Raw genomic sequence first — 22,480 nt, forward strand, 5'->3', positions numbered from 1 at the left:
GTCCAGCCAGGACCATGCAAATAACTGTGGCAAGAGCGGTTCTAATCGCGAGCCGGGGGGGGGCGGGTGATTGGATCGGCCGATCAACTCCTCTTAAACTATCTTCAATGTCAACTATCCGCAGGTAAACTCGAATTCAAACCAAGCCATTAGCTTAAAAATTGGACGGCCCTACGGCAGATTGATTGAAGAGGTATTTCAGAATTCAGCTAGGGGTATTCGCTAATTGCAACCCAGTCAACAACACCAAATCGGACGCGCCAACTAATGGCTCCAATAGCGAAAACCCCAGTACAAGTCGGGCATTGATCACTGCGTCGTCTGTTATCAGGGCAATGCGTAACACAATATCGGGAAATTTTGCTTTTATCATACGCGCCCTAACTAGTAACTCTGCCGTACTATCGGTAGTTACGGCCATGAGTAGCGGAATAGGACTCCGAACTGAAGAGCGAAGGTCACTAAGACGCGTGACCGCGTATTCTATTTTTACAAGCTGGCCTAACTCTTCCGATATGCCATGGATCTGATTGACAAAATGCCAGTTCCGCTCAGGGAATTTAGACCTGAAGAGCCATTCTTTCGCTATTATCAACGGCCTAACAGAAATTGCATCCTCTGCTACGAGATTGCGCGACGCGTCCGCTATTGCTTGGGCGAACTGGTCCTCGTCCCCCTCGATCTTGCCTCCGCCATCAATGATGAACTGCGCATATCCTGTGGCCATATATCGCATATGATGCAACAATTCTGTGTAATCACCAGTTACTCCTGCTACAGCCAAGTACTCCTCAAATTGTCCATTGCCCGCCATTAGGACATCAGAAAGCGGAAAATAGGCTGACGCAGGATCGCTTTTTTTCAAATACGCATTGAATATAATTCTGGCCACGCGACCGTTTCCATCTTTAAATGGATGTGCGGTAATAACAACAAGATATGCAAGGAGGGCGCGAAAAATCGCTGGCTCCGTAGTTTGCGGGGTGTACCAATGAAATGGAGAATCCCTAGGCACGGGCGCCAGCCTTAGCCAGGGCAGATAACTGATCGATAATGGAGTGGTTCTGCTAATTGGCTCCGCTTGCATTAGACGTGCAAACACGCGGTAGGCAGTCAACTCCATTCCATTGGGTTGCGTATACAGAGCTGACTTATCAACGCTTTCCAGCGCGGCCCATTCTTGGCCAACCATGTAGCTATGCCGCGGCTGAGTCTTGATCCATTCCCGAATAGTTTCTCGGATCGGCAAATTAGCCAACGGCACCGAGAAGCTACTCATCTGGCTGTAGCCAGGTCTAGGTTTGGAGAGCGCGATGGTAATGAGATGATCGCAGTTCTCCCATCGTGCGCGCTCTGCGTCACTCAGGCTGGTCCAACTAGGCGGCGCGAAGGGAATTCGCCAAACATGACCGCCATCGTCTCCATCTACACGAAAGCTCATCTATCTAGTGCAACCGTTGGATCGGTACAACCCGCAGACCGCGCTCAACAGTAGGAGCGCCTTCATTTGAAACATGCCCATAATAGTCGACTGGGTCGGTACTGGCTTCAGTATTTTTTCTGAACCCGAAAAAATTAATTCCTAGCCCATGAAACGAGCACGCAAAATGCAAGTTGCCGAACAAAGAACTGTCCAATAGAAGTGCAGCCAACGGCGATTCGGAAAGGTCGACATCCTTTACTGATTCCGACGAGTATAACAAGCGACGAGGAGACTTCTCGAGCAACAGCCTATACCGAACAGTCTTGCATACGACGTCGTATGACTGAGACACTGCGACAGGTCCTGGAGCCATTGCCGACGTGTTTCCGATTACCAATTTCTCCTGAGCGCCCGCTGAGCTGCAGAATGCTAAGCCTGCAATGATACCAAATAGAGATTTCATGCGTACCTCTCAGTAATAAACTGTGTCCCGCGTGATATCGATACCCCCCATCGGGCCTATCCAAGTATACTCGTAGGTAAGAGCAGTGCTGGTATCCACAATATAATATAAGGCCCCAGGATCTACGTGCCCTGTCTGCATCATCGCCTGCATATCAGTGGTATCGCCCCGCCCGTTTGTAGAGTTATTCGGCGAGGAGGGGTACATCAGATCTGGATTGCCATTTGGAACATGGGTATGGATCATCGCGACGATGACTTCACCATTGGTCACATTTGCTACCGGATTCACTCCAATGGCGGTCCCCACCACGATTGGCTCTACCCTAAGTGAGCCATCAAGCTGACGAACGACAAATGTTCCCTGCTCGTTGTGTTGGTAGATTAGTTTTCCACCCATTTCATTCGAGATCGCTATGATAGTATCACGAAGCTGGTCCAGATTAACATTGGCTGGCGTCCTCACAGGCATGGGGCTCGAGTGGTACGTATCATTATCCAAAGAACTTGCTCCCGAACCTCAATAACTCCATGGCTGATAAACCGGGCCTTGGTTATTATTGTTGTATGTTGGGTTCCCTGGAATAATTACTCTCGGGATGTCGGGATCGGTGCTGGTATTGCCGTAACTTGCCATCAGCTCGTCGAGACTATTTGGAAGGGGCTGCATATCTTCTCCATTTTTGTTGGGCCGATTGCTGGGCTGCATTATTGCAGGTGAGCGGAATTTACCCAAGTATATAACTAATGTCAAGTTTGATCTTTAACGAAGATGTAAATGTCATCGCTTTATTACTATCGTATTAGGAGTTAATCTTGAGTTTATCTTTTGGCGACCTCTAGAAACCTACCGCTCGTCGGCCTGACTCGGTAAGAATCCGCCATCCAAAAGACGGGCGGTAAGCCGGTGCGCTGCATGGGTATCGTCCGCGTCACCTTCGCCTTGCATGGCAAGGCGGCGAGCTACAACCTGAAACGCTTGGTGTTTCTGAAGGAAGGCGGGCCAGCACCGTTCTGATGGGCGGATTGGGCGAAGCAGCGGCAGAATGCGGCCAGCTCGCCGCGTTATGGCGCTTCCGCCCACATCGCGACATCGGTCGGCGCAACCCGGCCGAACTATGATGAACGTCCTCCAAGGCGGCTTGCGCATCGGCTTGCGTTCGCAGAAAGAAGGATACGGTTTTTGGATCGAGGGGCTGGGAGCAAGTGCTTCCAGAGCGCAGTTACTTGCCGACTTCAGCGAAAGCGCCGAGAATCAAACTCAGCTTATTGGTGCGATGAACATGGCATTACGTTTATCCGTACGCCTGATTATTCAGCGCCTCTTGCCTCCCGGTGCTATTTGGAGCGGCCGGCGCCTGCTGCGGGCGCTTATTGTCGTAAAACTGAATCCCAGTCCCCGATCATGTGGCTGCGACGGATATCGCCACGACGCCATCGGTGTACGGGAAGCGGCCACGCTCGGGATGGGCGTCGCCTTGCTGGTTGTGCCCGACGCGCTGCAGGGACTCCTGAGTGGCGCCCTGGTGCGCGTAGTGCCCGACTGGTGGGTGGATGCGGGCAAGGTGTCAATGTTCTACAGTACCCGCAACCTCATGCCGGCCAAATCGCGGGCGTTCATCGATTTCGTGAAAGAGGAGTTCATCCGCTTGGGGTACGGGGAGCAGTTCGACGGCTCCGGTACCTGATGGCTTGAGCGCCAGACCGGCTCCCTTCCTTACTCCTCTGCCCCGCGCTCCTCGCCCAACATGGTGGCGACATGGCGGGCGATAGCGCCGTTCGATTTCATCGTCGCCAGTATCTCGGCCAGGCGTGGCGCCAGCGCGGCGTGGCGCTTGTGCAGGTAGATGTAGACCGGCGTGTCCTGCACCAGGCCCGCGTTGTAGACGTCGCGGTAGCGCTTGTGCAGTTTGGCCAACTGGCGCTGCCCGAACTCTTCCAGGTCCACGAAGATGTCGGTCTGGCCCAGCGCTACGTTCTGCAGGCCGGTCTGGCTGTCTACCACGGACGAAATCTGCTGCAGCGGCAGCACCTGCTCCAGGCTGGCCTTGAAGGTGACGTAGCCGCTGCGGTATTCCACGCGGTAGGGCGTGCCTTTCAGGCTGTCCCAGTTGGCGATTTTCAAGCCCGGCAGGCGGGTAAAGGCGGCTACGCGGAAGGACAGCAGCGCTTCGTCCACCCGCACCAGGTTCGGATGGGTGTCGGCGTAGGCGCGGGCCCGTCCGACTTCGCCGTCTATCCTGCCGGCGTCCGCTTCCATCGAGCCGCGCAGGGGCGGGAAGATGCGCACTTCCACGTCCAGCCCCAATTGCTGGAAGGCGTCCTCGCAAATCAGGGACAGTACGCCGGGTGCGAAGCTCGCTTCCTTCGGGAAGGGATGGGCGAGCACCAGCATGCCGCCCGCGCTGGCTCCATGCCCAAGCAGCAGGCCTGCGCTCAACAGCCAACTGGCGGCGGATTTCACTGTCGTTCCCGGACGGAGATGAATGGTGCGGCTTGCCTAATTCTACTCCGTTGCGAATTGATAGTCAGAATGCTCCATCACAAAGCTTGACCCTCTTTCATGTGTCAGGTATTGTTGACAGGTGAGCGCGAAAAAACAGTCCCTGGATGGTAATCAACTGCTGGCGGTGCTGGCGGCGCTGGCCAACCCGCACCGGCTGCGCATCATTGCTGCGCTGGAGAGCGGCGGGCGCAATTACGTCAGCCAGCTGGCGCGCGACCTGGGCATCAGCCGTCCGCTGCTGCATCTGCACTTGCAGAAGCTGGAGGAAGCCGGCCTGGTCGTGAGCCAGATGGAGCTGTCGAACGACGGCAAGGCGCTCAATTATTTTGAGCCCAGCAGATTTTTAATCGAACTCTCGCCAGCTGCCATCGCGGAGATGGCGAAGACGCTTCAAGTCCCCAACGAACAGTAGAGGTTCATATGTCTGAAAGCATTTACTTGTTGACGATCTGCCTGCCGCTGGGCGCGGCCGTGATCATCTTCGGCATGAAGTACTTCTCGGCGGCGTTCGCCGCGCGCGCCCGCGCCGAGAGCGACGCCGCCTACAGCGCGCTGGCCGGGAAGGCAGTGCAGGCGCAGGCCGCGCAGCAGGCCACCTTGGCGGCCATGCAGGCGGAGATCGCCCGGCTGTCCGGCAGCGTGGCGTCGGTCGAAAAAATCCTCAAGCAAGTCGAGTAATCCGCAGTCTCTCACCGGGAGTACATATGGACGGCAGCAATCTGATTCAGGCGCCGCGCGCGGCGCTGCAAAGTTATGGGCGGCTGGGCGGCGTGCTGTACCTGGTGATCATCGTCATCGGCCTGCTGGGCGAGGCGCTGGTCCGGGGCACGCTGGTGGTGCACGGCGACCCGGCCGCCACCGTGCGCCGCATCCAGGAGTCGGAATGGCTGTGGCGCCTGGGCGTGGCGGGGCAGATGCTTCTGCTGCTGTGCGCAGTGGCGCTGACGTGGATCTTCTACGTGCTGCTGCGGCCCGTGTGCAAGAACCTGAGCCTGCTGATGGTGCTGTTCGCGATCACCTCGCTGGCGGTGGAAAGCGTGAGCGCGCTGCAACTGCAGGCCATGCTCGACACGCTGGCGATGGCAAAGTACCTGAAGCCGGAAGACCTGCCGCAGCTGCACGCCATGGCCTACCTGACGGTGGTGTCGCACGCGCAGGCGTTCGGCCTGGCACTGGTCTTCTTCGGCGTGGATATCCTCATTGTCGGCTACCTGATCCGGCAATCCGGCTACATCCCTAAGGCCATCGGGGTGATGATGCAGCTGGCCGGCGTGTGCTACCTGATCAACAGCTTCAGCATGGTGCTGAGCCCCACGCTGGCGAGCGTGCTGTTCCCCGCCATCCTGCTGCCCGCGCTGGTGGGCGAAAGTGCGTTCTGCCTGTGGCTGCTGATCAAGGGCGGCGGCCGCGCGCAAAAAGTTTGAAGCGCCGGGCAGGATCGGTTAGGATGCCAGGTGAGAAGGCTTAGGCCGGACTTCCTTCTACCTCCGATTCAGTCTGGCCGCTTCCCTTCTCACCTTTTTCGCACCATGACGACTGGGTACTCCGCAACCGATTCCCTGCTGCTGCGGCGGCACGCCCAGGTCTTCGTTCCGCCGGGGACGGCGAGCGTGCCCGATTCGTATCTGGATGCGCTCGAAGTCAACCTGGCCGGGGCCGGGTATGCCGTCTCGACTTCGCTGCGCCAGCGCTTGCGCACGCGCACGCCGCAGGAGCTGGGCGTGCTGCAAGCGCACCTGCTCGATACCCTGTTGGCCAACGTGGGCGGCCAGCACAAGCACGTGCCGCTGTTCCGGCATTTTCCCGACGGCGTGCCGGACGACACCTTCGACCTGTGGTGCCGCAAGGTCCTGAGCCATTTCATGCAGGGCGAGGACCAGCCATGCCTGTATTGCGGCCGGACCGGTACCACGCATGTGCTCAACCCCTGCCGCCACGTGGTGTGCGACGCCTGCTTCGATGGCAGCAATTACTCGGCTTGTCCGGTATGCGAGCAGCACGTAGATCCGTCTTCGCCATTCTTCAAGCCCGCGCCGGAGCGCTCGGGCGCGGGCGCGCCCGTTGTACTGAAACTGCTCTCGCTGGGAGAGTCGCTGGAGGCATCGGCACGGGAGCTGTTCGTGTCGCTGTGCGCGCGCAAGCAGGTGCTGTCGCCGGTGGACAAGGACGACTTTGCCACCCTGATCCGCGAGCGCGGCGAAGCCATCCTGGGCTGGCTGCCCGCCGACATTCCGGTACGCGAGAACGTGGCCACCTTATTCGGCGAACTGCTGAAACGGATGCCGCCCGAGACCGTGGTGACGCAGGCGCGGCGCTACTTCAGCAGCGCCACCGACGTCGCGCGCCTGATCGCCGCCTATTCGGATGCCGACGTGGCGCTGCAGGGACAGATCGTGTACCGCGCGCGCGCGATTGCCGAGTTGCGCGGGCTGGAAAAGTACAAGCGGATGTTTGCGGCGTGGTCGCACTGGGGGCATCAGCATCACCAGCAGTCGGTCCAGTTGCCGGTGCTGGTCAATCGCTTCAAGGTGGCGAAGCTGGGCCGTCCACTGCGCCGCGCGCTGCTGGCCTGCCTGGAGGGCATGAATCCGGACGCGTTGGTTGAAGACATGCTGCGCCACCGTTCGTACTGGGTCTGGCTGGGCGAGTTTTTGCATCCGCATGAATACCGCGCGCGCTTCCCCAACACCGCGCGGGCATTCGAGGCGGTGCGCAAGAGGGCACCCGACGGTACGCGCGCCGCACCGTTCCGGGGCTACTACGCCAGGCTGGAAAGTGCGGCTTCGCGCAAGGATGCGCGTGGCATGACGGCCTTGCTGGCGCAGCGTCCCGGCGAGCTGGCGCGCCGCTTCGACCATGCGTTGCGCGTGGCAGGCAACGACGCCAGCGCGGTCGAGCAGCTGCTGGCCGAGTTCACGGCCGCTGCGCCGCGCCTGGCCACGCCGGTGCTGCTGACGCTGCGCTCCCTACTGCCCACCCGCGTCGTGGCGGGGAAGACGCGTGTCTATTGGCCCAAAGGGAAGGTCACCAAGGGCGTGTACGCGCCGGACGAGCGGCCGGCCTTGCCTGCGGTGGCCATCGAGCGCACGCTGGCGGTGCTGGAGCAGGAGCTGCTGCGCCGCTTTGCAGAAAAGCCGGATTTTCCGGTGTTCCTGATCGATACCCGCCTGAAGCAGGTGATGGTGCCCTTCAACGAGCGCACGGCCAGCCGCTCGGCCATCCAGCTGCCCAGAGGGTCGACCCTGGCGGTGCCGCTGGCCGGCACCATGCGACTGTTCCTGCACTGGTGCGAGCCGCAATCGGGCGGCAGGGTCACGGACCTGGACCTGTCCGTCGCATTTTTCGACAAGGACTGGCGCTTCTGCGGCACGTGTTCGTACTACGAGCTGAAGTTCAAGGATATTGCCCGCAGCGCCGGCGATCTGCGCGGTGCGCCTTATCCCGACGGCGCCAGCGAGTTTGTCGATATTGACTGCGGACGCGCGCTGGCGGACGGCATCCGCTACGCCGTCGCGGTGCTGAACAACTACGCCGGCATGCCGTTCGAGCAGCTGGAGCGCGCCTATGCGGGTTTGATGCAGCTGGAGGACGCGCACGGCGCCCATTTCGACCCGAAAGCGGTCAAGCTGAAATTCGATCTGCAGGGAGAAAACGGCATTTTCATGCCGATGGTGCTGGACTTGCAGGAAGGCCGGCTGCATTGGCTGGACGTCTATTCCAAAGGCGAACTGGCTTTCAATAACGCGGACAGCTCGAATGCAGCCGTCACCGCCATCTGCCCTACGCTGATCGACTATTTTGCCAGCGGCATCCGGCCCTCGCTGTACGAGCTTGTGCTGCTGCACGCCGCCGCCCGCGCGCAAAGCGTGGTGCTGCGAGGCGCACAGGACGTGGTCTTCGAACGGCACGCAGGCGAGGACAGCGCGGCCTTCCTGGCGCGCCTGCGGTCCGGCGCCGGTACGCCTTGCGCAGCCTTGCCGGCCGGCGGCCCGGTCTGCGCCGCCCTGCTGGAGGGCGACGCATCGCTCCCCGCGCACAGCCAGGCCTTCATCCTGCAGCCGGGCGTCGCCGCCGGCACCCTGTCGCCGGCCGATTTCCTTTCCTGACCCCGCTCGCACGCGAGCTCAGCCGCGCGGCACGCTTTTTTTGGATCGCGTAAATTATGTAGAATTAAACAACTACGCGAGCGGGGCGTGATTAGCATGATCATGGTGACTAGCATGATGAGAGCGGAGCGGGGCTGATGGCCAGCGTGCCGGACGACACTGAGCGCAGCCAGCAATCGATCCCGGATGCCAAGGGCATGCCGACGTTCACCTGGCAGACCACCAGCTCCATGCTGGCGGACGCGGTCAAGCTCACCATGCCGCCTTCGCACATCCTGCCCATCGTCTTCGTGCCCGGCATCATGGGCTCCAACCTGTCCAGCACCGACGGCGACGAAGTCTGGGTGCTGAACAAGACCGCCGGCGCGCCGCTCGGCCTGGCGATGATGTGGGCCAAGCGCGGCTCGGGCACGCGCCAGAAGGTGCTGCACCCGAAACGCACCCAGGTCTACCGCGAAGGCGCGGTGCCGAAGAAGGGCGTGGGCACCATCCGCGACAAGGCGCACTTCATCGAGCGTGGCTGGGGCGAGGTCTCCGAGGCCAGCTATCACAAGTTCCTGCTCTGGCTGGAGCAGAAGATGAACGCCGAAGGCTACGACCCGGCCTACTGGGACGACTTCTCCTATACCTCCGTGAGCGCCACACCCAGGCCGGGCGAGAAGCCGCCGCCGCGCAAGCTGCCACCCGGGATCTCGATGGACATGGCCGGCCTGCCGCGCGTGGCCGAGGACGACCACCTCGCCGCGCCCATCCTGTCGGACGAGCTGCTCAAGCGCGCCAAGTGCCGCTTCCCGGTCTACGCCTGCGGCTACAACTGGCTGGCCTCCAACACGCAGGCGGCGGAGGCGCTGAAAGAGCGCGTTGCCGCCATCATCGCCGAGAACAACAAGGGCCAGTACAAGTGCGAACAGGTGATCCTGGTGACGCACTCCATGGGAGGCCTGGTGGCGCGCTGCTGCGCGCAGCTGGACGGCATGGCCGACAAGATCGCCGGCATCGTGCATGGCGTGATGCCGGCGGTGGGCGCGGCAGTGGCCTACCGGCGCTGTAAGGTCGGCATGCGCGAGGAGAGCTTCACTGCCGGCCTGGTGATCGGTTCCAATGGCCGCGAGGTGACGGCGGTGTTTGCGCAGGCGCCGGGGGCGCTGCAGCTGCTGCCGTCGGTGGAATACGGGCCGCACTGGCTCAACATCAAGGACGACAAAGGCCATCCGGCGCCTCCGCTGCCGAACGCCGACCCGTATGCCGAAATCTACCTGGAGCGCTCCGCGTGGTGGGGGCTGGTGCGCGAGGAATGGCTGTCGCCCCAGGACGGCCTGGCGATCAAGTGGAACGAGTTCGCCAAGAACGTCAAGCTGGCCAAGGCCTTCCACGACGAGCTGGCCGGCCAGTACCACGCGCAGACCTACGTTTTCTACGGCGGCAAGGTCGGCAACGGCGATGGCTTCGACAGCTTCGAGAAGATACACTGGAATATGAAGCGCGGCATGTCGCCCGGCGGGAAGGCGCCGGACCTGGCGGGCGCGCTCGCCTACGGCAACGACAAGGTGCGCACCGACGGCAGCAACAAGCTGTACATGGGCGGCCAGACCGAATACATGCCGGACTATTCCGGCTACACCGGCGGCAGCACGTACGAAACCAGTTACTATGAAATCTCCTGCGGCATGCAGGACGGGCATGGCGACGGCACTGTGCCGGCCAGTTCCGGCAGGGCGCCGCGCAAATCGGGCGGAGGCAACATCAAGCAGCAGTTCAAGCTGAGCGGGTTTGAACACGAACCGGCCTACGGCGACGCTATCGCGCAGAAGGTCACGCACTACGCGATCACCAAGATCGCGGCTATCGCAAGGCTGGCATGAAGAAAATACTTTTATCGGGCATGGCCGTTATGCTGACGGCATGCTCATTGGTGGAGGCTAAACCTGTGGCGCCTATCAGCAAGGAAGTCCGTGCCGTGTGCATGGGACGGCATCAAATGGAACTGCCCAAGGATTTCGAACAGGCCATGGGATCGTCGTCGATCTTCACGCCGCCGGGATTGACGGACGCGGGCGCGCCGATCGACGTGGTGGTGAAAGCGGCCGGCATGGGCCCGGCCGAATTCCAGCGCCAGGTGGAGCTGCGCCGTGGCGCGCTGCTGGCGGCAGGGCGCAAGGCGACCAATATACTGAAGGAAGTGGTCCAGGTCAGCAAGGAAGCCGTCATCTTCCGCGTGATGGAGATCGACGATGCTTACAACAGCGAGCTGCATTTGCTGCGCGACGGCGTGTACATCGTGGCCTCCACCGACTCGTACGAGAACAGCTACGCGAAGGCCGAGGCGCGGCTGGTGGAATTTGCCGGCCACGTGGAGAAGGCCGGCGACGGTGCCAACACCGCCAGGGGATTTTGCCTGGGGCCGGTGGTGGTAAACGGCCGCTATGCGGGCGAATACGGCAAGCTCAGTTTCCGCAGCAAGGCGGCGCCGGAGGTGCAGGTGTCGGTGGTGGTGGACACCTACACGCCCGATGAAAGCAAGTCGCTGCTGCAGCGCGTGAGCGGCGGCGATTCGCTGCTCACGCGCATGGGCGTGCATCCCAAGGTGCTGCGCAAGGGCGAGCTGCAGGTGGCGGGCATGAACGCGCAGGAATGGCTGGCGTGGATACAGCCGGAGGAGGACAGCGCGCGCAAGCAGTTCAGTTTTGCGCTGGAGACGCGCCGCCCGGCGCCCGGTCCGCTGCAGCCGTCGCTGCACCTGGAGTTCGACGCGGGCCGGCGCGGCGAGAGCGGCTTGAGCCAGGAGCAGGCGGTGGCGCTGTGGGACAGCGTCAGCCGCAGCATCCGCCCGCGCGCGGGGAACTGACCGGCTGCGTCAGGCCGCGCGCTTGCGGTCGAAGTGCGCTTCGATCGCTTCCAGCGTTTTCCCTTTCGTTTCCGGCAGCAGGAAGGCGGCGGTGAGGAAGTACAGCACCGCGCAGCCGGCGCCGTAGAAGAACATCGTGGCATAGCCGTGCTGGCCTACCGTCGGCAGGAACACGGCCGCGATCACCGTCGACACGAACTGGTTGATCAGGAGGGCGATGCTCATGCCGTTCGAGCGTATGCGCGTGGGCATCAGCTCGGAGAGCGCCAGCCACACGCACACGCCAGGCCCGACCGCGAAGCTGGCCACGAACAGGAAGATGGCCAGGGCCACCTGCCAGCCGTGCGACGCGGGCGGCACCTGCACCAGGTAGGCCTTCTCGATGCGCAGCGGCGCGTTTGCGGCGTCTGCCGGGTCGGCGAAAGGGTTCAGGTGCAGGCGGCGGAAGAAGGCGCCAATGACGCTGTCCGGCTGCACCGTGTCGGCGCGGCTCATGCGCAGTTCCGGCAAGGCGGCGTCGTCGCTGCGGCGGGTCTGCACGTTGGTGAACGGCCCGTAGGCGTAGGCCACCACGAGCTGTTGCGGCGCTTGCCCGTTGGGGGCGGACAGGGCTTGCAGGGTGGGCTGGTCGAGGCGCAGGGCGAGGCCGTCTTGCTGGATGCGGGCTTCGATGGCGGGGCGCACGTCGCGCTGGCCGGATTCGGCGCTGCGGAACAGCAGGCCGGCGGCCAGCAGGGACAGGACGATGCCGCCGCTGCCGAGCATGAGCAGGAATTTTCGGCCTTTGCGGTCCACCAGCACAACGGCCACCACGGTCATCACGGCGTTCACCACTTTCAAGCCGACGTCGGCCATGTTGGCGGTGGCGCCGGGCAGGCCGGCTTGGTTCAGGATGTTGACCACGTAGGCCAGGATGGAGTTGATGCCGGTGGCTTGCGTCAGCGCGAGCACGAGGCAGGCCAGCAGGAAGGGCAGCACGTAGCGGCGGCTGAGCAACGGGTCGCTGGCGGGGGCCGGCGTGCCCGGGCCGGCGCCATGCGACGGCGATGCGCCGGCATGCGGCGCGCTGGCAGGGGTGGAGGCGGCTGCTGCTACATCGGCTGGGACGAAGGCATGGGGGGCGGCATGGGCGGGGGCGGCTGCTGCTGCGGCCTTGGCGGGCGTTGCGGCTGCGGTGGCATGGATGGGCGTGGCGCCGGCTTGGGCTTGCAGGATGGCTTGCAGCTCGGCTTGCGCTTCGTCGGCGGGGCGGGTGCGCAACAGGGAGGCGAGGGCGGCTTCGGCGCGGCCGCGGCCGGCCAGCCAGCGCGGCGATTCGGCCAGCAGCAGCGCGCCGGCGGTGAACACGATGCCCGGCGTGAGGCACATCCAGAAGATGCTGCGCCAGGCCTGGTCCTTGGCGGCAAACACGGTGGCGGCGCGCTGCGCTTCGGGCAGTGCTTGCGCGGCGGCGGTGACGGCGTCCACCGCGTGCGCTTGCGCCAGGCCGATCACAGCGGCGGCCACCAGGCCGATGGTCAGCAGCAGCTGGAACAGGGCGGCGCCGCGCCCGCGCTGCGAGGCGTGCAGGCATTCGGCCAGGTAGAGCGGCACCACCACGCCGATCAAGCCGCCGCTGATGCCTTGCAGCAGGCGGCCCAGCAGCAGCGGCGTGTAGCCATCCGCCAGCGCGATCAGCGGGATGCTGAGCGTGAACAGCAGCCCGGAAAGGGCCATGGCCCAGCGCCGCCCGACCAGGTCCGCCAGCGCGCCCGCGAACAGCGAGGACAGCACGGACCCCAGCAGCACCGCCGCCACGATAAAACTGAGCTGCTGCGCGCTGAGCTTCCAGGCCAGCGAGGCGGTCGATTCGAGGTAAGGCAGGGCGCCCGCGATGATGCCGACGTCGATCCCGTACAGCAGGCCGCCCATCCCGGCAATGAACAGCATGAAGCGCTTGGCGCGGACAGGGGCAGTGGACTTCATGCTGGACATCGTGGCTCCGTGATTTCTAATTATGGGAAAGGTCGATGGCTTCGCCTTCGACGTAGACGGCAACCGGCTGCAGCACGGCGTCGAGCACCACCATGTCGGCCCAGGCGCCGGGTGCGAGGCGTCCGCGTCCGGTCTCGCCGAGATAGTCCGCCGGGTAAAGCGAGAGGCGGTGCGAGGCATCGGCCAGGTCCAGGCCCAGGCTCACGAAGTTGCGCAGCGCCTGGTCCATGGTGAGCACGCTGCCGGCCAGCGATCCGGTGGCCAGGCGCACGCAGCCCAGGCACTTGAACACGCGCTGCGTGCCGAGCGCGTATTCGCCGTCCGGCATGCCGGTGGCGCTGGTGGCGTCGGTCACGCCGTACAGGCGCGGGATGGTGCGCAAGGCGCTCCTCAGAGCGCCCTGGCTCACGTGCATCAGGTCCGGGATCACTTCAGCGTATTCGGCGTGGGCAAGCGCAGCGCCCACCATGCCGGGGTTGTAGTGGTCCATGCCGGTCATGCCGTTGAACAGGTGGGTGAAGCCCGACACGCCCGCGTTGAGCGCGGCCACGCCGTCCTCGTAGCTGCCGGCGCTGTGGCCGATCTGCACGCGGATGCCCATGGCTTTGAGCTGCGGTATCAGTGCCAGGTGGCCTTCCACTTCCGGCGCCAGGGTGAGCACGCGGATGGGGGCGACGGCGTTCAGGCTGCGCACCAGCGCCATGCTGGCCACCATCACGTCCGGCGGCTGTGCGCCCAGGCGGTGCAGATTGAGGAAGGGGCCTTCGAGGTGCACGCCCAGCATGCGCGCGCCGCCTGCGGGACGCTCGGCGATCACGCCGGCCAGGCCGGCCAGCGCGCGCCGTATCGACGGTTCCTTGGCGGTGAGCGTGGTGCCGAGCAGGGACGTGGTGCCGTGGCGCGCGTGGGTGCGCGCCACGGTGGCACCGGCGTCGCCGCCCTGCATGATGTCGACGCCGGAGGCGCCGTGCACGTGGAGGTCCACGAAGCCGGGCAGTATCGTCAAGCCATTCTGGCCTGCGGCAGGATCTTCCTGTATTTGCTGGATGCGCTGGCCGAAGCCGATGCTGCCTGTGATCCAACCTGTGGGGGTAAGTATTCTGCCGTGTAGCACGCTCTATTCCGCTATGAGTAATTCGACGCCCAGCTCGCGCAGCCCCTGGCTGTACTCGGGGCTGATGCTGGCGTCGGTGATGACGGTGTGGACCCGGTTCAGCTGCACGATGCGGTGCAGGCTGACGCGCCCAAACTTGGAGGCGTCCGTGAGGACGATGACTTTTTTCGCGCGCTCCACCATTTTCTGGTTCAGGCTCGCTTCCGCTTCGTGGTGTGTGGTGACGCCGAACTGCAGGTCGAAGCCGTCCACGCCGAGGAACAGCTTGTCGAAGCTGTAGGCCTGCAGGCAGGCCTCGGCCTGCGCACCCTGGATCGACAGCGACTGCTTGCGCAGCAGGCCGCCCGTCATGATCAGGTCCACACCCGGCGCGTTCGCCAGTTCCCACGCGATGTTCAGGCCGTTGGTGAGTACCGTCACGTCCTGCGCGCCGTGCAGGTGGCGCGCCAGCGAGATGGTGGTGGTGCCCGAGTCGATGATGATGTTCTCGCCCGGCTGCACCAGCGTGGCCGCCAGCGCGCCGATGCGGTCCTTCTGCTGCTGGTTCAGCGCGTCCTTCTGGTGGATGGTCTGCTCCGTCACCGCCGTGCGGGTGAGGACGGCGCCGCCGTGGCTGCGGGTGGCCACGCCCTGGCTTTCCAGCGCACTGAGGTCGCTGCGGATGGTCACCGCCGACACGCCGAACTGCTCCACCAGCGGCGTCACCTGGACGGAACCGTGTTGGGTCAGCATTTGCAGGATGGATGCGCGGCGTTGGCTGGTATTTCGCATGATGGCGTCTCGGTCGACTTTAAAAAACGTCGAGCTTAACAGATCGATGCGGTGCTGGTGGAGGCTTCGCTGCCTGCGCCGGCCACTCCCGTCGCACCGGACCCGGCCGCGGCATTGCGGTTGCAGGCGCGCGCATACTGCGCCAGCAATCGGCCGATCTTGTGCTGCACCAGGGCGCTGGCGCTGGCGGGCAGCTGCCCCTGCAGCACTTCCAGGTACTGCTCCGGCAGGTGCTGGCTGAGCAGGGACAGGGGAATGTGCAGCGCGTCCAGGTTGGCGAACAGCTGGTCCACGGCAGCCACCACGGGCGCTTCGCCCCAGTAGTAGCGGCAACGGTCGCTCAGGCCGTATCGCCGCAGCAGGCGCTGCTCGGCGCTGCTGCCGGGGTAGTGCTTGCTCCAGTGGCGCGGCTGCGCCAGCATCACTTCGTCCAGCACCTGCATCAGGCGCGAGCAGCGGCCGGCCGGCACCAGTTCTTCCTCGATGCGGCACAGCGACAGCATGGCTTCGCGCAGCGCGAAGGTAGCGGCGGGGCCCACCTTCAGGATGGCGAAATGGTCGCGCACCATTTCGTGCAGCGCGGTTTCGCGCTGGTAGTCGGTGGAGTGGGCCTCGAAAACGAGGCCGGGCTGGTCGGCCACGAAGTCCGACAACGCGGCGGCCTGTGCGGCGTCGTAGTGCTGGATGTGGCTGTGGTCGAAGTCCACGCCGGGCTGCACCACCATGGCCACCACGCGGCGCCAGGCGCCATGCAGGCCGGCATCGAGGAAGGCCTTGCGGTGCACGTCCAGCGTGCGCGCGGCAGCGGCGGGCGAAGTGACCGCGCCGGCTTCCGCCAGTTCCGCTTCGCCGCCGGGAATCGGCACTTCGGTGCCGATCACGTACACCGGCGGCGGCAGGCCGGCCTGTTCGGCGGCCGCTTCGGCCACCATGGCCAGGCGCACCGAGCGCGCGGCGATGGTGTCGTCGCTGAGGATGGCCGGGTCGTCGGCGCAGCGCATGCTGCAATCGAGGTGGATCTTGTGGAAGCCCGCCGAGGCGTAGGCCGCGATCAGCGTGTCGGCATTTTCCATGGCGGCGGCGGCGTCCAGGTGCTGCCAGGCGTTGGGGCCGAGGTGGTCGCCACCCAGCACCAGCATCTCCTGCGGGAAGCCTTCGTCGTGCGCCATGTTCTTCACGTAGTCATGGAACACGGCGGGCGTCATGCCGGTGTAGCCGCCGAACTGGTCCACCTGGTTGGAGGTGGCTTCCACCAGCAGCAACGTGCCATAGGAGGCGGCCACTTTCATGGCCGCGCGCAGCACCAGCGGATGGCTGCAGCAAACGCTGTACAAGCCGGCCGCCGCGCCGCGCCGGTGGGCGGCCACGACTTGCTGGATGGGGGACGAGGGTGCAGGTATGGTCATGGTTTCACGCAGTGGTGGGTTGGTCGAACATTTGCTTCGCCAGCAGGGCCGCGCCGCGCGCGCCGCCAGCGTCGCCGAAGCGGGGCGGCAGGATGGGCGGCACTTGCACGCCGGGGAAGAGGTGGCGGCGCATGGCTGCGGGCAGGCGCTCATACAGGTGCGCCAGCTGCGACAGGCCGCCGCCCAGCACGATGGCGTGCGGGTCCAGCGTGATCACCAGCGTGGCCAGCGCGTGGGCCAGCAGGTCCAGGTGCACTTCGAGCGTGTGCGCGGCGGTCTTGTCGCCGGCCTGCGCGCGCGCGGCGATGGCGAGCGGCGTGTCCCCCGGCCCGCCGGCAAAGTGGGCGTGCAGCTTGCTCATGCCGGGGCCGGACACATAGCGTTCCATGCAGCCGCTGCGGCCGCAGGGGCAGTCCAGGATGGGCACGGCGTGCTGGATCAGCAGCGGCGCGGGCGCTGGCCAGTGGCCCCATTCGCCGGCGATGCCGTTCATCCCGCGCAGCAGGCGGCCTTCCACGCAGTACCCGCCGCCGGCGCCGGTGCCGATGATGGCGCCGAACATGCTGGGCAGGCCATGCGCCGCGCCGCCCTGCGCTTCGGACAGGGCGAAGCACTGGCAGTCGTTGCCGATGGCGACAGGACGCTGCAAGGCTTCCTGCAGCGCGGACACCACCAGGCGTCCGTTCAGCGCAGGCACGTTTGAACTGACCTGGCGCCCGGTAGCGCTGTCGATGATGCCGGGCAGGCCGATGCCGGCCGGCGCGCGCAGGCCGAGCGCCGCGTCGCCGCGCGCCACCAGCGCCGTCATCTCCTGTACGAAGGCGTCGAAATCGGTGCCGGGCGTGGCGATGCGTTCGCGGTGGACTTCGGCCAGCGCGCCGCCGTCATCGGCAAAGGCCACCAGCTCGATCTTGCTGCCGCCGATATCGATGCCGTGGTAGCCGCGTGGTTCAGAAGTCGTCATGGCGGTAAATGGTGACGCCCTGGACGACACGGTTGACCGTGCCGCCGGTGAATGGATTGTCGGGCCGCAGTTGCAGCAGCGCCGACTGGTGCAGCGCGTATTGCTGCGCCATCAGCAGCCACAAGGGCGCCAGCCAGGCATCCGGCCAGGCCGGCGCGTCGATGCCGATGTGCGCACCGCAGCCTACGGTCAGGCAGCGGCCGGCCACTTTTTCGCGCTGCAGTTCCTGCAGCAGGTCGTGTTCGTACTGGCGGGCCAGCGGTTTGGTGCTGCGGAACAGCACCACCAGCGTTTCCTCGTTCAGCATGGCCTTGGGGCCGTGGCGGAAACCGAGCGGGCTGTTGGCCACGGCCAGCACGCGGCCGCCGGTCAGCTCCAGTATCTTCAGCGCGGCTTCCCTGGCCAGCGCTTCCAGCGGGCCGCTGCCGAGGTAGACCACGCGCGACACCGGCTGCGCGCCCAGCGTGGCCAGCGGCGCAGCCCAGGCGCGCAGCGCTTCCTCTCCCAGCGCGGCCAGTTGTTCAATGCGTGCGAGCTGCGGTTCGCGCCCCAGCACGGACAGCGCGGCCAGCAGCATGCAGGTGAAGCTGCTGGTCATGGCGAAACCGCGGTCGCAGCTGGCGGCGGGCATCAGCAGGTTGCAGACGGCGGCGTCGTTGGCGCCTTGCTGCGCCAGCTGGCCTTCCGGATTGCAGGTGATGTTCAGGAAGCGCGCGCCGGGTACCAGGTCGCGCAGCAGGCTCACGGCGGCGGTGCTCTCGGGGCTGTTGCCGCTGCGCGCGAACGACACCAGCAGCGTCGGCGCGTCCGCTTCCAGATACAGCTCGGGATGCGTGAGCAAGCTGGTGGTGGCGACTGCGCGCACTTGCGCCGGCCAGGCGGCGTTCAATTCGTCGGCGATGATGTCGCCCGCGTAGGCGGAGCTGCCCGCGCCGGTGAGGATGACGCGTTGGCGCGGATCGCGCAGGCAGCCGCCCAGGAAGGCTGCGACGCGTGCCTGTTCGGCGGCGAGGCCGGCGGCCAGTTCGCGCCACATGGCCGGCTGGTGGGCGATTTCTTCGGCGGTATCAAGGCCGCCGATATCACGCCAGTCTTGGGGAGCACGCTGCAGTAGGGTAGTCATCGAAAGAAATAGAGTGTTGGAGTCGTAGAAATCATAAGTCTTAAATTTCGAACTGTCAAATACGAAAGATAAAAGAAAGTTTATTTGCCGAGAATGGCGCTGCGCTGCGCCTTTCATGTGTCTTAATTACTACGAAATCGAAAGTACATAGTCTGACAAAATACCTAAACGAAAGAAAATAGGCCGAATGTTTGGTCATTTCAAGCATTTCTGCGTGTTTTCGCTTTCTTTTTGTTGACCTTGCTTGTTTTTGTTTCTAGAGTAGTCGCATCAGACATACAAAAACTTTCGATATGAAACGTCTTTCTCCTGTTCTCGGCTGGGCCTGTCTGCTGGCCAGCGCGCCACTGCTGGCGGCACCCATCGGCAACCTTCGCAGCATCGCGACCGGCAGCGGCCAGCAATGGGAACTGGTCACCGATACCGGGGCCGTAGTACAGCTTAGCCTGCCGCGCGCCGATGTGGTGCGCATCTGGGCCGCGCCGAAGGGCGCCGGGCTCACAGGGGCGGGCGACAAGGCTGCCGCCATCGTGGTTGCTACGCCCGATGCGCAGGTCAGGCACAGCGTAAGCGAACAGCCCGGCCATATCCTGATCAGCACCGATGCGCTGGCCATGCGCATCGACCGCAAGCCCTTGCGCTTCACGCTGTTCCGCGCGGGCGACAGCGCGCCGCTGTGGAGCGAACTGCAGCCGCTGGAGCTGGGCGCGAAACAGACGGTGCAAACGCTGTCGACAGATAAATCGGAACGCTTCTTCGGCGGCGGCCAGCAGAACGGCCGCTACGAATTCAAGGGCAAGCAGCTGCAGGTGTCGTACTCCGGCGGCTGGGAAGAAGGCGACCGTCCCAGCCCGGCGCCCTTCCTCATGAGCTCACGCGGCTGGGGCGTGCTGCGCAATACCTGGTCGGATGGCAGCTATGACCTGCGCCAGAACGAACAGATCTCGCTGGAGCACGCGGAAGCGCGCTTCGACGCTTATTACTTCGTCGGCAAAAGCCTGCGCGACGTGCTGGCGCGGTACACCGAATGGACCGGCCGTGCGCGCATGCTGCCGCGCTGGGCGCTGGAATACGGCGATGCCGACTGCTACAACGACGGCGACAATGTGAAGAAACCCGGCACGGTGCCCAAGGACTGGTCCGACGGCCCCACCGGCAAGACGCCGGACGTGGTGGAGTCCGTGGCGCGCCGCTACCGCGAGCACGACATGCCGGGCGGCTGGATACTGCCGAACGACGGCTACGGCTGCGGCTACACCAACCTGCCCGAGACAGTGCAGGGGTTGGCGAAGTACGGCTTCCGCACCGGCTTGTGGACCGAGAACGGCGTGGAGAAGATGGCGTGGGAAGTGGGCACCGCCGGCACCCGTGCGCAGAAGCTGGACGTGGCGTGGACCGGCAAGGGCTACCAGTTCTCGCTGGACGCCAACAAGTCCGCCTACGACGGTATCCTGAACAACTCCGACGGCCGTCCCTTCATCTGGACCGTGATGGGCTGGGCGGGAACGCAGCGCTATGCCGTCACCTGGACCGGCGACCAGAGCGCAAGCTGGGATTACATCCGCTGGCATATCCCGACGCTGATCGGTTCCGGCCTGTCCGGCCAGGCCTACGCGACCGGGGACGTGGACGCGATTTTCGGCGGCAGCCCGGAAACCTATACGCGCGACCTGCAGTGGAAGGCATTCACGCCGGTGCTGATGGGGATGTCCGGCTGGGCGGCGGCGGAGCGCAAGCATCCGTGGTGGTTCGGCGAGCCGTACCGCAGCATCAACCGCCGCTACCTGAAGCTCAAGCTGCGCCTGACGCCATACATGTACACGCTGATGCGCGAGGCCGAACAAAGCGGCGCGCCGCTGGTGCGGGGACTGATGTGGGACAACCCGGCCGACCCTGCGGCCTACACCGAGGCGCACAAGTACCAGTTCCTGCTGGGGCGCGACGTGCTGGTGGCGCCGGTGTACCGCAGTCAGGCCGTCAGCGCAGGGTGGCGCAAGGCGATCCATTTGCCGCAGGGGCAGTGGTTTGATTACTGGGATGGGCGGCAGGCCACTGCCGGTGCGGCCGGGCGCGATATCGACCTGCAGGTGGCGCTGGACAAGCTGCCGGTGTTCGTCCGCGCGGGCGCCATCCTGCCGATGTATCCGGAGGTGCTGTTTGACGGCGAGAAGCCGAAGGATCAGCTGACGCTGGACCTGTATCCGCACGGCGAGTCGGCCTTCACGCTGTACGAGGATGACGGCAATAGCCGCAAGTACCAGGAGGGCGCGTTCAGCGAGCAGGTGATCCGCATGCAGGCCGTGGCCGGTGAGGTGCGGGTTGAGATTGGCGCAGTCAACGGCAGCTACGCCGGCCAGGAAGCGCGCCGCAGCTATGCCCTGCGCGTGCTGGCACGGCGCATGCCCGCTGGGGTGCAGTTCGCCGCTGGCGGCGCGGCCGGCACGCCGGCACGGACCTTGCCCGCGCTGCCGGACCGCGCCGCTTTCGACGCCGCAGCCGAGGGCTGGTACTTCGACGCCGCCGACCGCCTCGGTACATTGCACGTGAAGGTAGCGAAGCAGGACATCCGCCAGCCGCTGGCCTTCAGCGTGCAGGGCGCAGCTGGCGCCCGCGCCGCCGCCGGCGCTCCTTCCGCAGTGGAGGCCCAGGCAGCCGCCGTCGTTTCCCTGGCGCGCGCTGACGACGAATTCCCCGCCGCACCAGCTACAGGCCGCGCGCTGACGGCCGATGCGATGATGGTGCTGAACCGTCCGGCCGAAGAAACCGGCCATCCAATGGAAAACGCTTTCGACGGCAAGCCCGAGACCTGGTTCCGCACGCCGCGCAGTCCGGCCATGCAGGGCGGTCCGCACGAGTGGGTGATCGGTTTCACAGAGCGCCGCCTGATCGATGGCATCGAGCTGGCGCCGCGCACCGGCGAGCACTGGAAGCATGGCCAGATCCGCGATTACGAAGTCTACATCGGTGACAACAACGGCGACTGGGGCGCGCCCATCAAGCGCGGCCAGCTGAAACTTCAGCAGGGCGTGCAAGCTATCAGCTTCCCGCCCGCAGCCGGCCGTCTGTTGCGCTTCCGCGTCCTCAGCACGCAGAACCCCGAGGGCGATGCGGCGGCGAGCACCGACCCGATGGTGACCGCCGTGCAGGCGGGCGACGCTGCGCGCGCCTTCAACGCCGCCGTGCCGAGCGAGGTGGCGCCCATTACGCTGTCCGAATTCCGCGTGATGGAGCACCAGCTGCCGGACGGCCCGGAACTGCAGCGCTACCTGTCCGACCTAGCGCTGCCGAAAACCGTCAGCCTGGATAAGCCCGCAGGCAAGCCCGCAAGCCAGGCCGGCGAGATGCGCATGAACGGCCTGCGCTTCCGCAAAGGGCTCGGCGTCGGCCCGTCCAGCCGCATCGATTTGCAACTGGGTGGCAATTGGAAACTGCTACGCGCCGACCTGGGCGTGGACGACAGCTGCCGCAGCGCGGGCGGCCTGCAGTTCCAGGTCTGGAGCGGCGAGCGCCTGTTGTACGACAGTGGCCTGGTCAACGCGCCCGCAGTCGTCAAGCCGGAGATCGACGTGCGCGGACTTAGCCAGGTCAGCTTACGCACCTTGGGCGCGCGCGGCGCCAGGCCCGCGCAGGTGTGCGGCAACTGGGCCAACGCCGTCTTGATAGGCACAGAGGGCGCCACCGTCCAGCCGCGCTGACCGCAACCCATCTTTACCAGTAAGGAGCCCCTCTGCGGACCGGGGAGGGACTTTTGCAGCCTCACGATAACAAACCACTTATAAAAGGGAG

17 protein-coding genes are annotated in these 22,480 nt (G+C 64.6%); 8 read left to right on the plus strand and 9 right to left on the minus strand.

The window, feature by feature from the left end; translation table 11 throughout:
- Window positions 1-205: 205 nt before the first annotated feature.
- Together ASC94_RS31655 and ASC94_RS32420 are read right to left on the minus strand one after the other, a co-directional pair.
- Window positions 206-1,441, minus strand: coding sequence for a Fic family protein (locus tag ASC94_RS31655; protein ID WP_082616363.1), 1,236 nt, complete (start codon window positions 1,439-1,441; stop codon window positions 206-208).
- Between the two features lie 454 nt (window positions 1,442-1,895).
- A complete protein-coding gene (locus ASC94_RS32420) occupies window positions 1,896-2,357 on the minus strand; it encodes a hypothetical protein (protein WP_157201355.1) in 462 nt (153 codons plus the stop codon).
- Window positions 2,358-3,003: 646 nt separating this feature from the next.
- Between ASC94_RS32420 and ASC94_RS33600 the strand changes: the two genes are divergently transcribed.
- Complete coding sequence (locus tag ASC94_RS33600; protein WP_056393437.1) at window positions 3,004-3,573, plus strand: hypothetical protein; 570 nt, start codon at window positions 3,004-3,006, stop codon at window positions 3,571-3,573.
- A 29-nt stretch (window positions 3,574-3,602) separates the two neighbouring features.
- On the opposite strand, the gene ASC94_RS08845 is transcribed toward ASC94_RS33600, so the two are convergent.
- Complete coding sequence (locus tag ASC94_RS08845; protein WP_056393440.1) at window positions 3,603-4,349, minus strand: ABC transporter substrate-binding protein; 747 nt, start codon at window positions 4,347-4,349, stop codon at window positions 3,603-3,605.
- A 121-nt stretch (window positions 4,350-4,470) separates the two neighbouring features.
- Here ASC94_RS08845 and ASC94_RS08850 point away from each other — a divergent pair, with 121 nt between their 5' ends.
- The 6 genes from ASC94_RS08850 (at window position 4,471) to ASC94_RS08875 (ending at window position 11,342) form a co-directional block, all read left to right on the plus strand.
- The gene (locus tag ASC94_RS08850; RefSeq protein WP_056393442.1) at window positions 4,471-4,803 is read left to right on the plus strand and encodes a winged helix-turn-helix domain-containing protein; all 333 of its coding nucleotides are present in this window, start codon (window positions 4,471-4,473) and stop codon (window positions 4,801-4,803) included.
- Window positions 4,804-4,811: 8 nt separating this feature from the next.
- Entirely contained in the window at window positions 4,812-5,069 is a 258-nt protein-coding gene (locus ASC94_RS08855; protein WP_056393444.1) for a hypothetical protein, read from the plus strand.
- A 26-nt stretch (window positions 5,070-5,095) separates the two neighbouring features.
- Complete coding sequence (locus ASC94_RS08860; RefSeq protein ID WP_056393447.1) at window positions 5,096-5,815, plus strand: DUF4386 domain-containing protein; 720 nt, start codon at window positions 5,096-5,098, stop codon at window positions 5,813-5,815.
- Between the two features lie 105 nt (window positions 5,816-5,920).
- On the plus strand, window positions 5,921-8,497 hold the full coding sequence (locus ASC94_RS08865; protein WP_082616364.1) for an MXAN_6230/SCO0854 family RING domain-containing protein: 2,577 nt from the start codon (window positions 5,921-5,923) through the stop codon (window positions 8,495-8,497).
- Window positions 8,498-8,634: 137 nt separating this feature from the next.
- Window positions 8,635-10,359, plus strand: coding sequence for a triacylglycerol lipase (locus ASC94_RS08870; RefSeq protein WP_056393450.1), 1,725 nt, complete (start codon window positions 8,635-8,637; stop codon window positions 10,357-10,359).
- A 101-nt stretch (window positions 10,360-10,460) separates the two neighbouring features.
- Window positions 10,461-11,342, plus strand: coding sequence for a T6SS immunity protein Tli4 family protein (locus ASC94_RS08875; RefSeq protein WP_157201357.1), 882 nt, complete (start codon window positions 10,461-10,463; stop codon window positions 11,340-11,342).
- A 9-nt stretch (window positions 11,343-11,351) separates the two neighbouring features.
- Here ASC94_RS08875 and ASC94_RS08880 read toward each other — a convergent pair whose 3' ends face one another.
- From ASC94_RS08880 to ASC94_RS08905, 6 genes are read right to left on the minus strand one after another with little or no spacing between them, the layout of a single operon-like run.
- The gene (locus ASC94_RS08880; RefSeq protein ID WP_056393459.1) at window positions 11,352-13,316 is read right to left on the minus strand and encodes an MFS transporter; all 1,965 of its coding nucleotides are present in this window, start codon (window positions 13,314-13,316) and stop codon (window positions 11,352-11,354) included.
- Window positions 13,317-13,332: 16 nt separating this feature from the next.
- On the minus strand, window positions 13,333-14,430 hold the full coding sequence (locus ASC94_RS08885; protein ID WP_056393461.1) for an N-acetylglucosamine-6-phosphate deacetylase: 1,098 nt from the start codon (window positions 14,428-14,430) through the stop codon (window positions 13,333-13,335).
- 3 nt (window positions 14,431-14,433) lie between these two features.
- Entirely contained in the window at window positions 14,434-15,201 is a 768-nt protein-coding gene (locus ASC94_RS08890; RefSeq protein ID WP_056393463.1) for a DeoR family transcriptional regulator, read from the minus strand.
- Between the two features lie 35 nt (window positions 15,202-15,236).
- Window positions 15,237-16,607, minus strand: coding sequence for a D-tagatose-bisphosphate aldolase, class II, non-catalytic subunit (locus ASC94_RS08895; RefSeq protein ID WP_056393465.1), 1,371 nt, complete (start codon window positions 16,605-16,607; stop codon window positions 15,237-15,239).
- 4 nt (window positions 16,608-16,611) lie between these two features.
- Window positions 16,612-17,571, minus strand: coding sequence for an ROK family protein (locus ASC94_RS08900; protein WP_056393467.1), 960 nt, complete (start codon window positions 17,569-17,571; stop codon window positions 16,612-16,614).
- Entirely contained in the window at window positions 17,558-18,694 is a 1,137-nt protein-coding gene (locus ASC94_RS08905) for an SIS domain-containing protein (protein ID WP_056393469.1), read from the minus strand. The genes ASC94_RS08900 and ASC94_RS08905 overlap by 14 nt, the downstream gene beginning before the upstream one ends.
- Window positions 18,695-18,987: 293 nt before the next feature.
- On the opposite strand from ASC94_RS08905, the gene ASC94_RS08910 reads away from it, so the two are divergent.
- Window positions 18,988-22,389, plus strand: a complete 3,402-nt coding sequence (locus tag ASC94_RS08910; protein WP_056393471.1) for a TIM-barrel domain-containing protein — start codon at window positions 18,988-18,990, stop codon at window positions 22,387-22,389.
- The last annotated feature ends 91 nt before the right edge of the window (window positions 22,390-22,480 follow it).

The sequence above is a fragment of the Massilia sp. Root418 genome (assembly GCF_001425265.1).
In the GTDB taxonomy this organism is placed as follows: Bacteria; Pseudomonadota; Gammaproteobacteria; order Burkholderiales; family Burkholderiaceae_D; genus Rugamonas.

What these genes read in the sequence shown, in the direction of transcription:
- ASC94_RS31655 (WP_082616363.1), bottom strand. Translation starts at nt 1,441, where the DNA reads ATGAGCTTTCGTGTAGATGGAGACGATGGCGGTCATGTTTGGCGAATT.
- ASC94_RS32420 (WP_157201355.1), bottom strand. Translation starts at nt 2,357, where the DNA reads ATGCCTGTGAGGACGCCAGCCAATGTTAATCTGGACCAGCTTCGTGAT.
- ASC94_RS33600 (WP_056393437.1), top strand. Translation starts at nt 3,004, where the DNA reads ATGATGAACGTCCTCCAAGGCGGCTTGCGCATCGGCTTGCGTTCGCAG.
- ASC94_RS08855 (WP_056393444.1), top strand. Translation starts at nt 4,812, where the DNA reads ATGTCTGAAAGCATTTACTTGTTGACGATCTGCCTGCCGCTGGGCGCG.
- ASC94_RS08860 (WP_056393447.1), top strand. Translation starts at nt 5,096, where the DNA reads ATGGACGGCAGCAATCTGATTCAGGCGCCGCGCGCGGCGCTGCAAAGT.
- ASC94_RS08865 (WP_082616364.1), top strand. Translation starts at nt 5,921, where the DNA reads ATGACGACTGGGTACTCCGCAACCGATTCCCTGCTGCTGCGGCGGCAC.
- ASC94_RS08870 (WP_056393450.1), top strand. Translation starts at nt 8,635, where the DNA reads ATGGCCAGCGTGCCGGACGACACTGAGCGCAGCCAGCAATCGATCCCG.
- ASC94_RS08875 (WP_157201357.1), top strand. Translation starts at nt 10,461, where the DNA reads ATGGGACGGCATCAAATGGAACTGCCCAAGGATTTCGAACAGGCCATG.
- ASC94_RS08880 (WP_056393459.1), bottom strand. Translation starts at nt 13,316, where the DNA reads ATGTCCAGCATGAAGTCCACTGCCCCTGTCCGCGCCAAGCGCTTCATG.
- ASC94_RS08890 (WP_056393463.1), bottom strand. Translation starts at nt 15,201, where the DNA reads ATGCGAAATACCAGCCAACGCCGCGCATCCATCCTGCAAATGCTGACC.
- ASC94_RS08895 (WP_056393465.1), bottom strand. Translation starts at nt 16,607, where the DNA reads ATGACCATACCTGCACCCTCGTCCCCCATCCAGCAAGTCGTGGCCGCC.
- ASC94_RS08900 (WP_056393467.1), bottom strand. Translation starts at nt 17,571, where the DNA reads ATGACGACTTCTGAACCACGCGGCTACCACGGCATCGATATCGGCGGC.
- ASC94_RS08905 (WP_056393469.1), bottom strand. Translation starts at nt 18,694, where the DNA reads ATGACTACCCTACTGCAGCGTGCTCCCCAAGACTGGCGTGATATCGGC.
- ASC94_RS08910 (WP_056393471.1), top strand. Translation starts at nt 18,988, where the DNA reads ATGAAACGTCTTTCTCCTGTTCTCGGCTGGGCCTGTCTGCTGGCCAGC.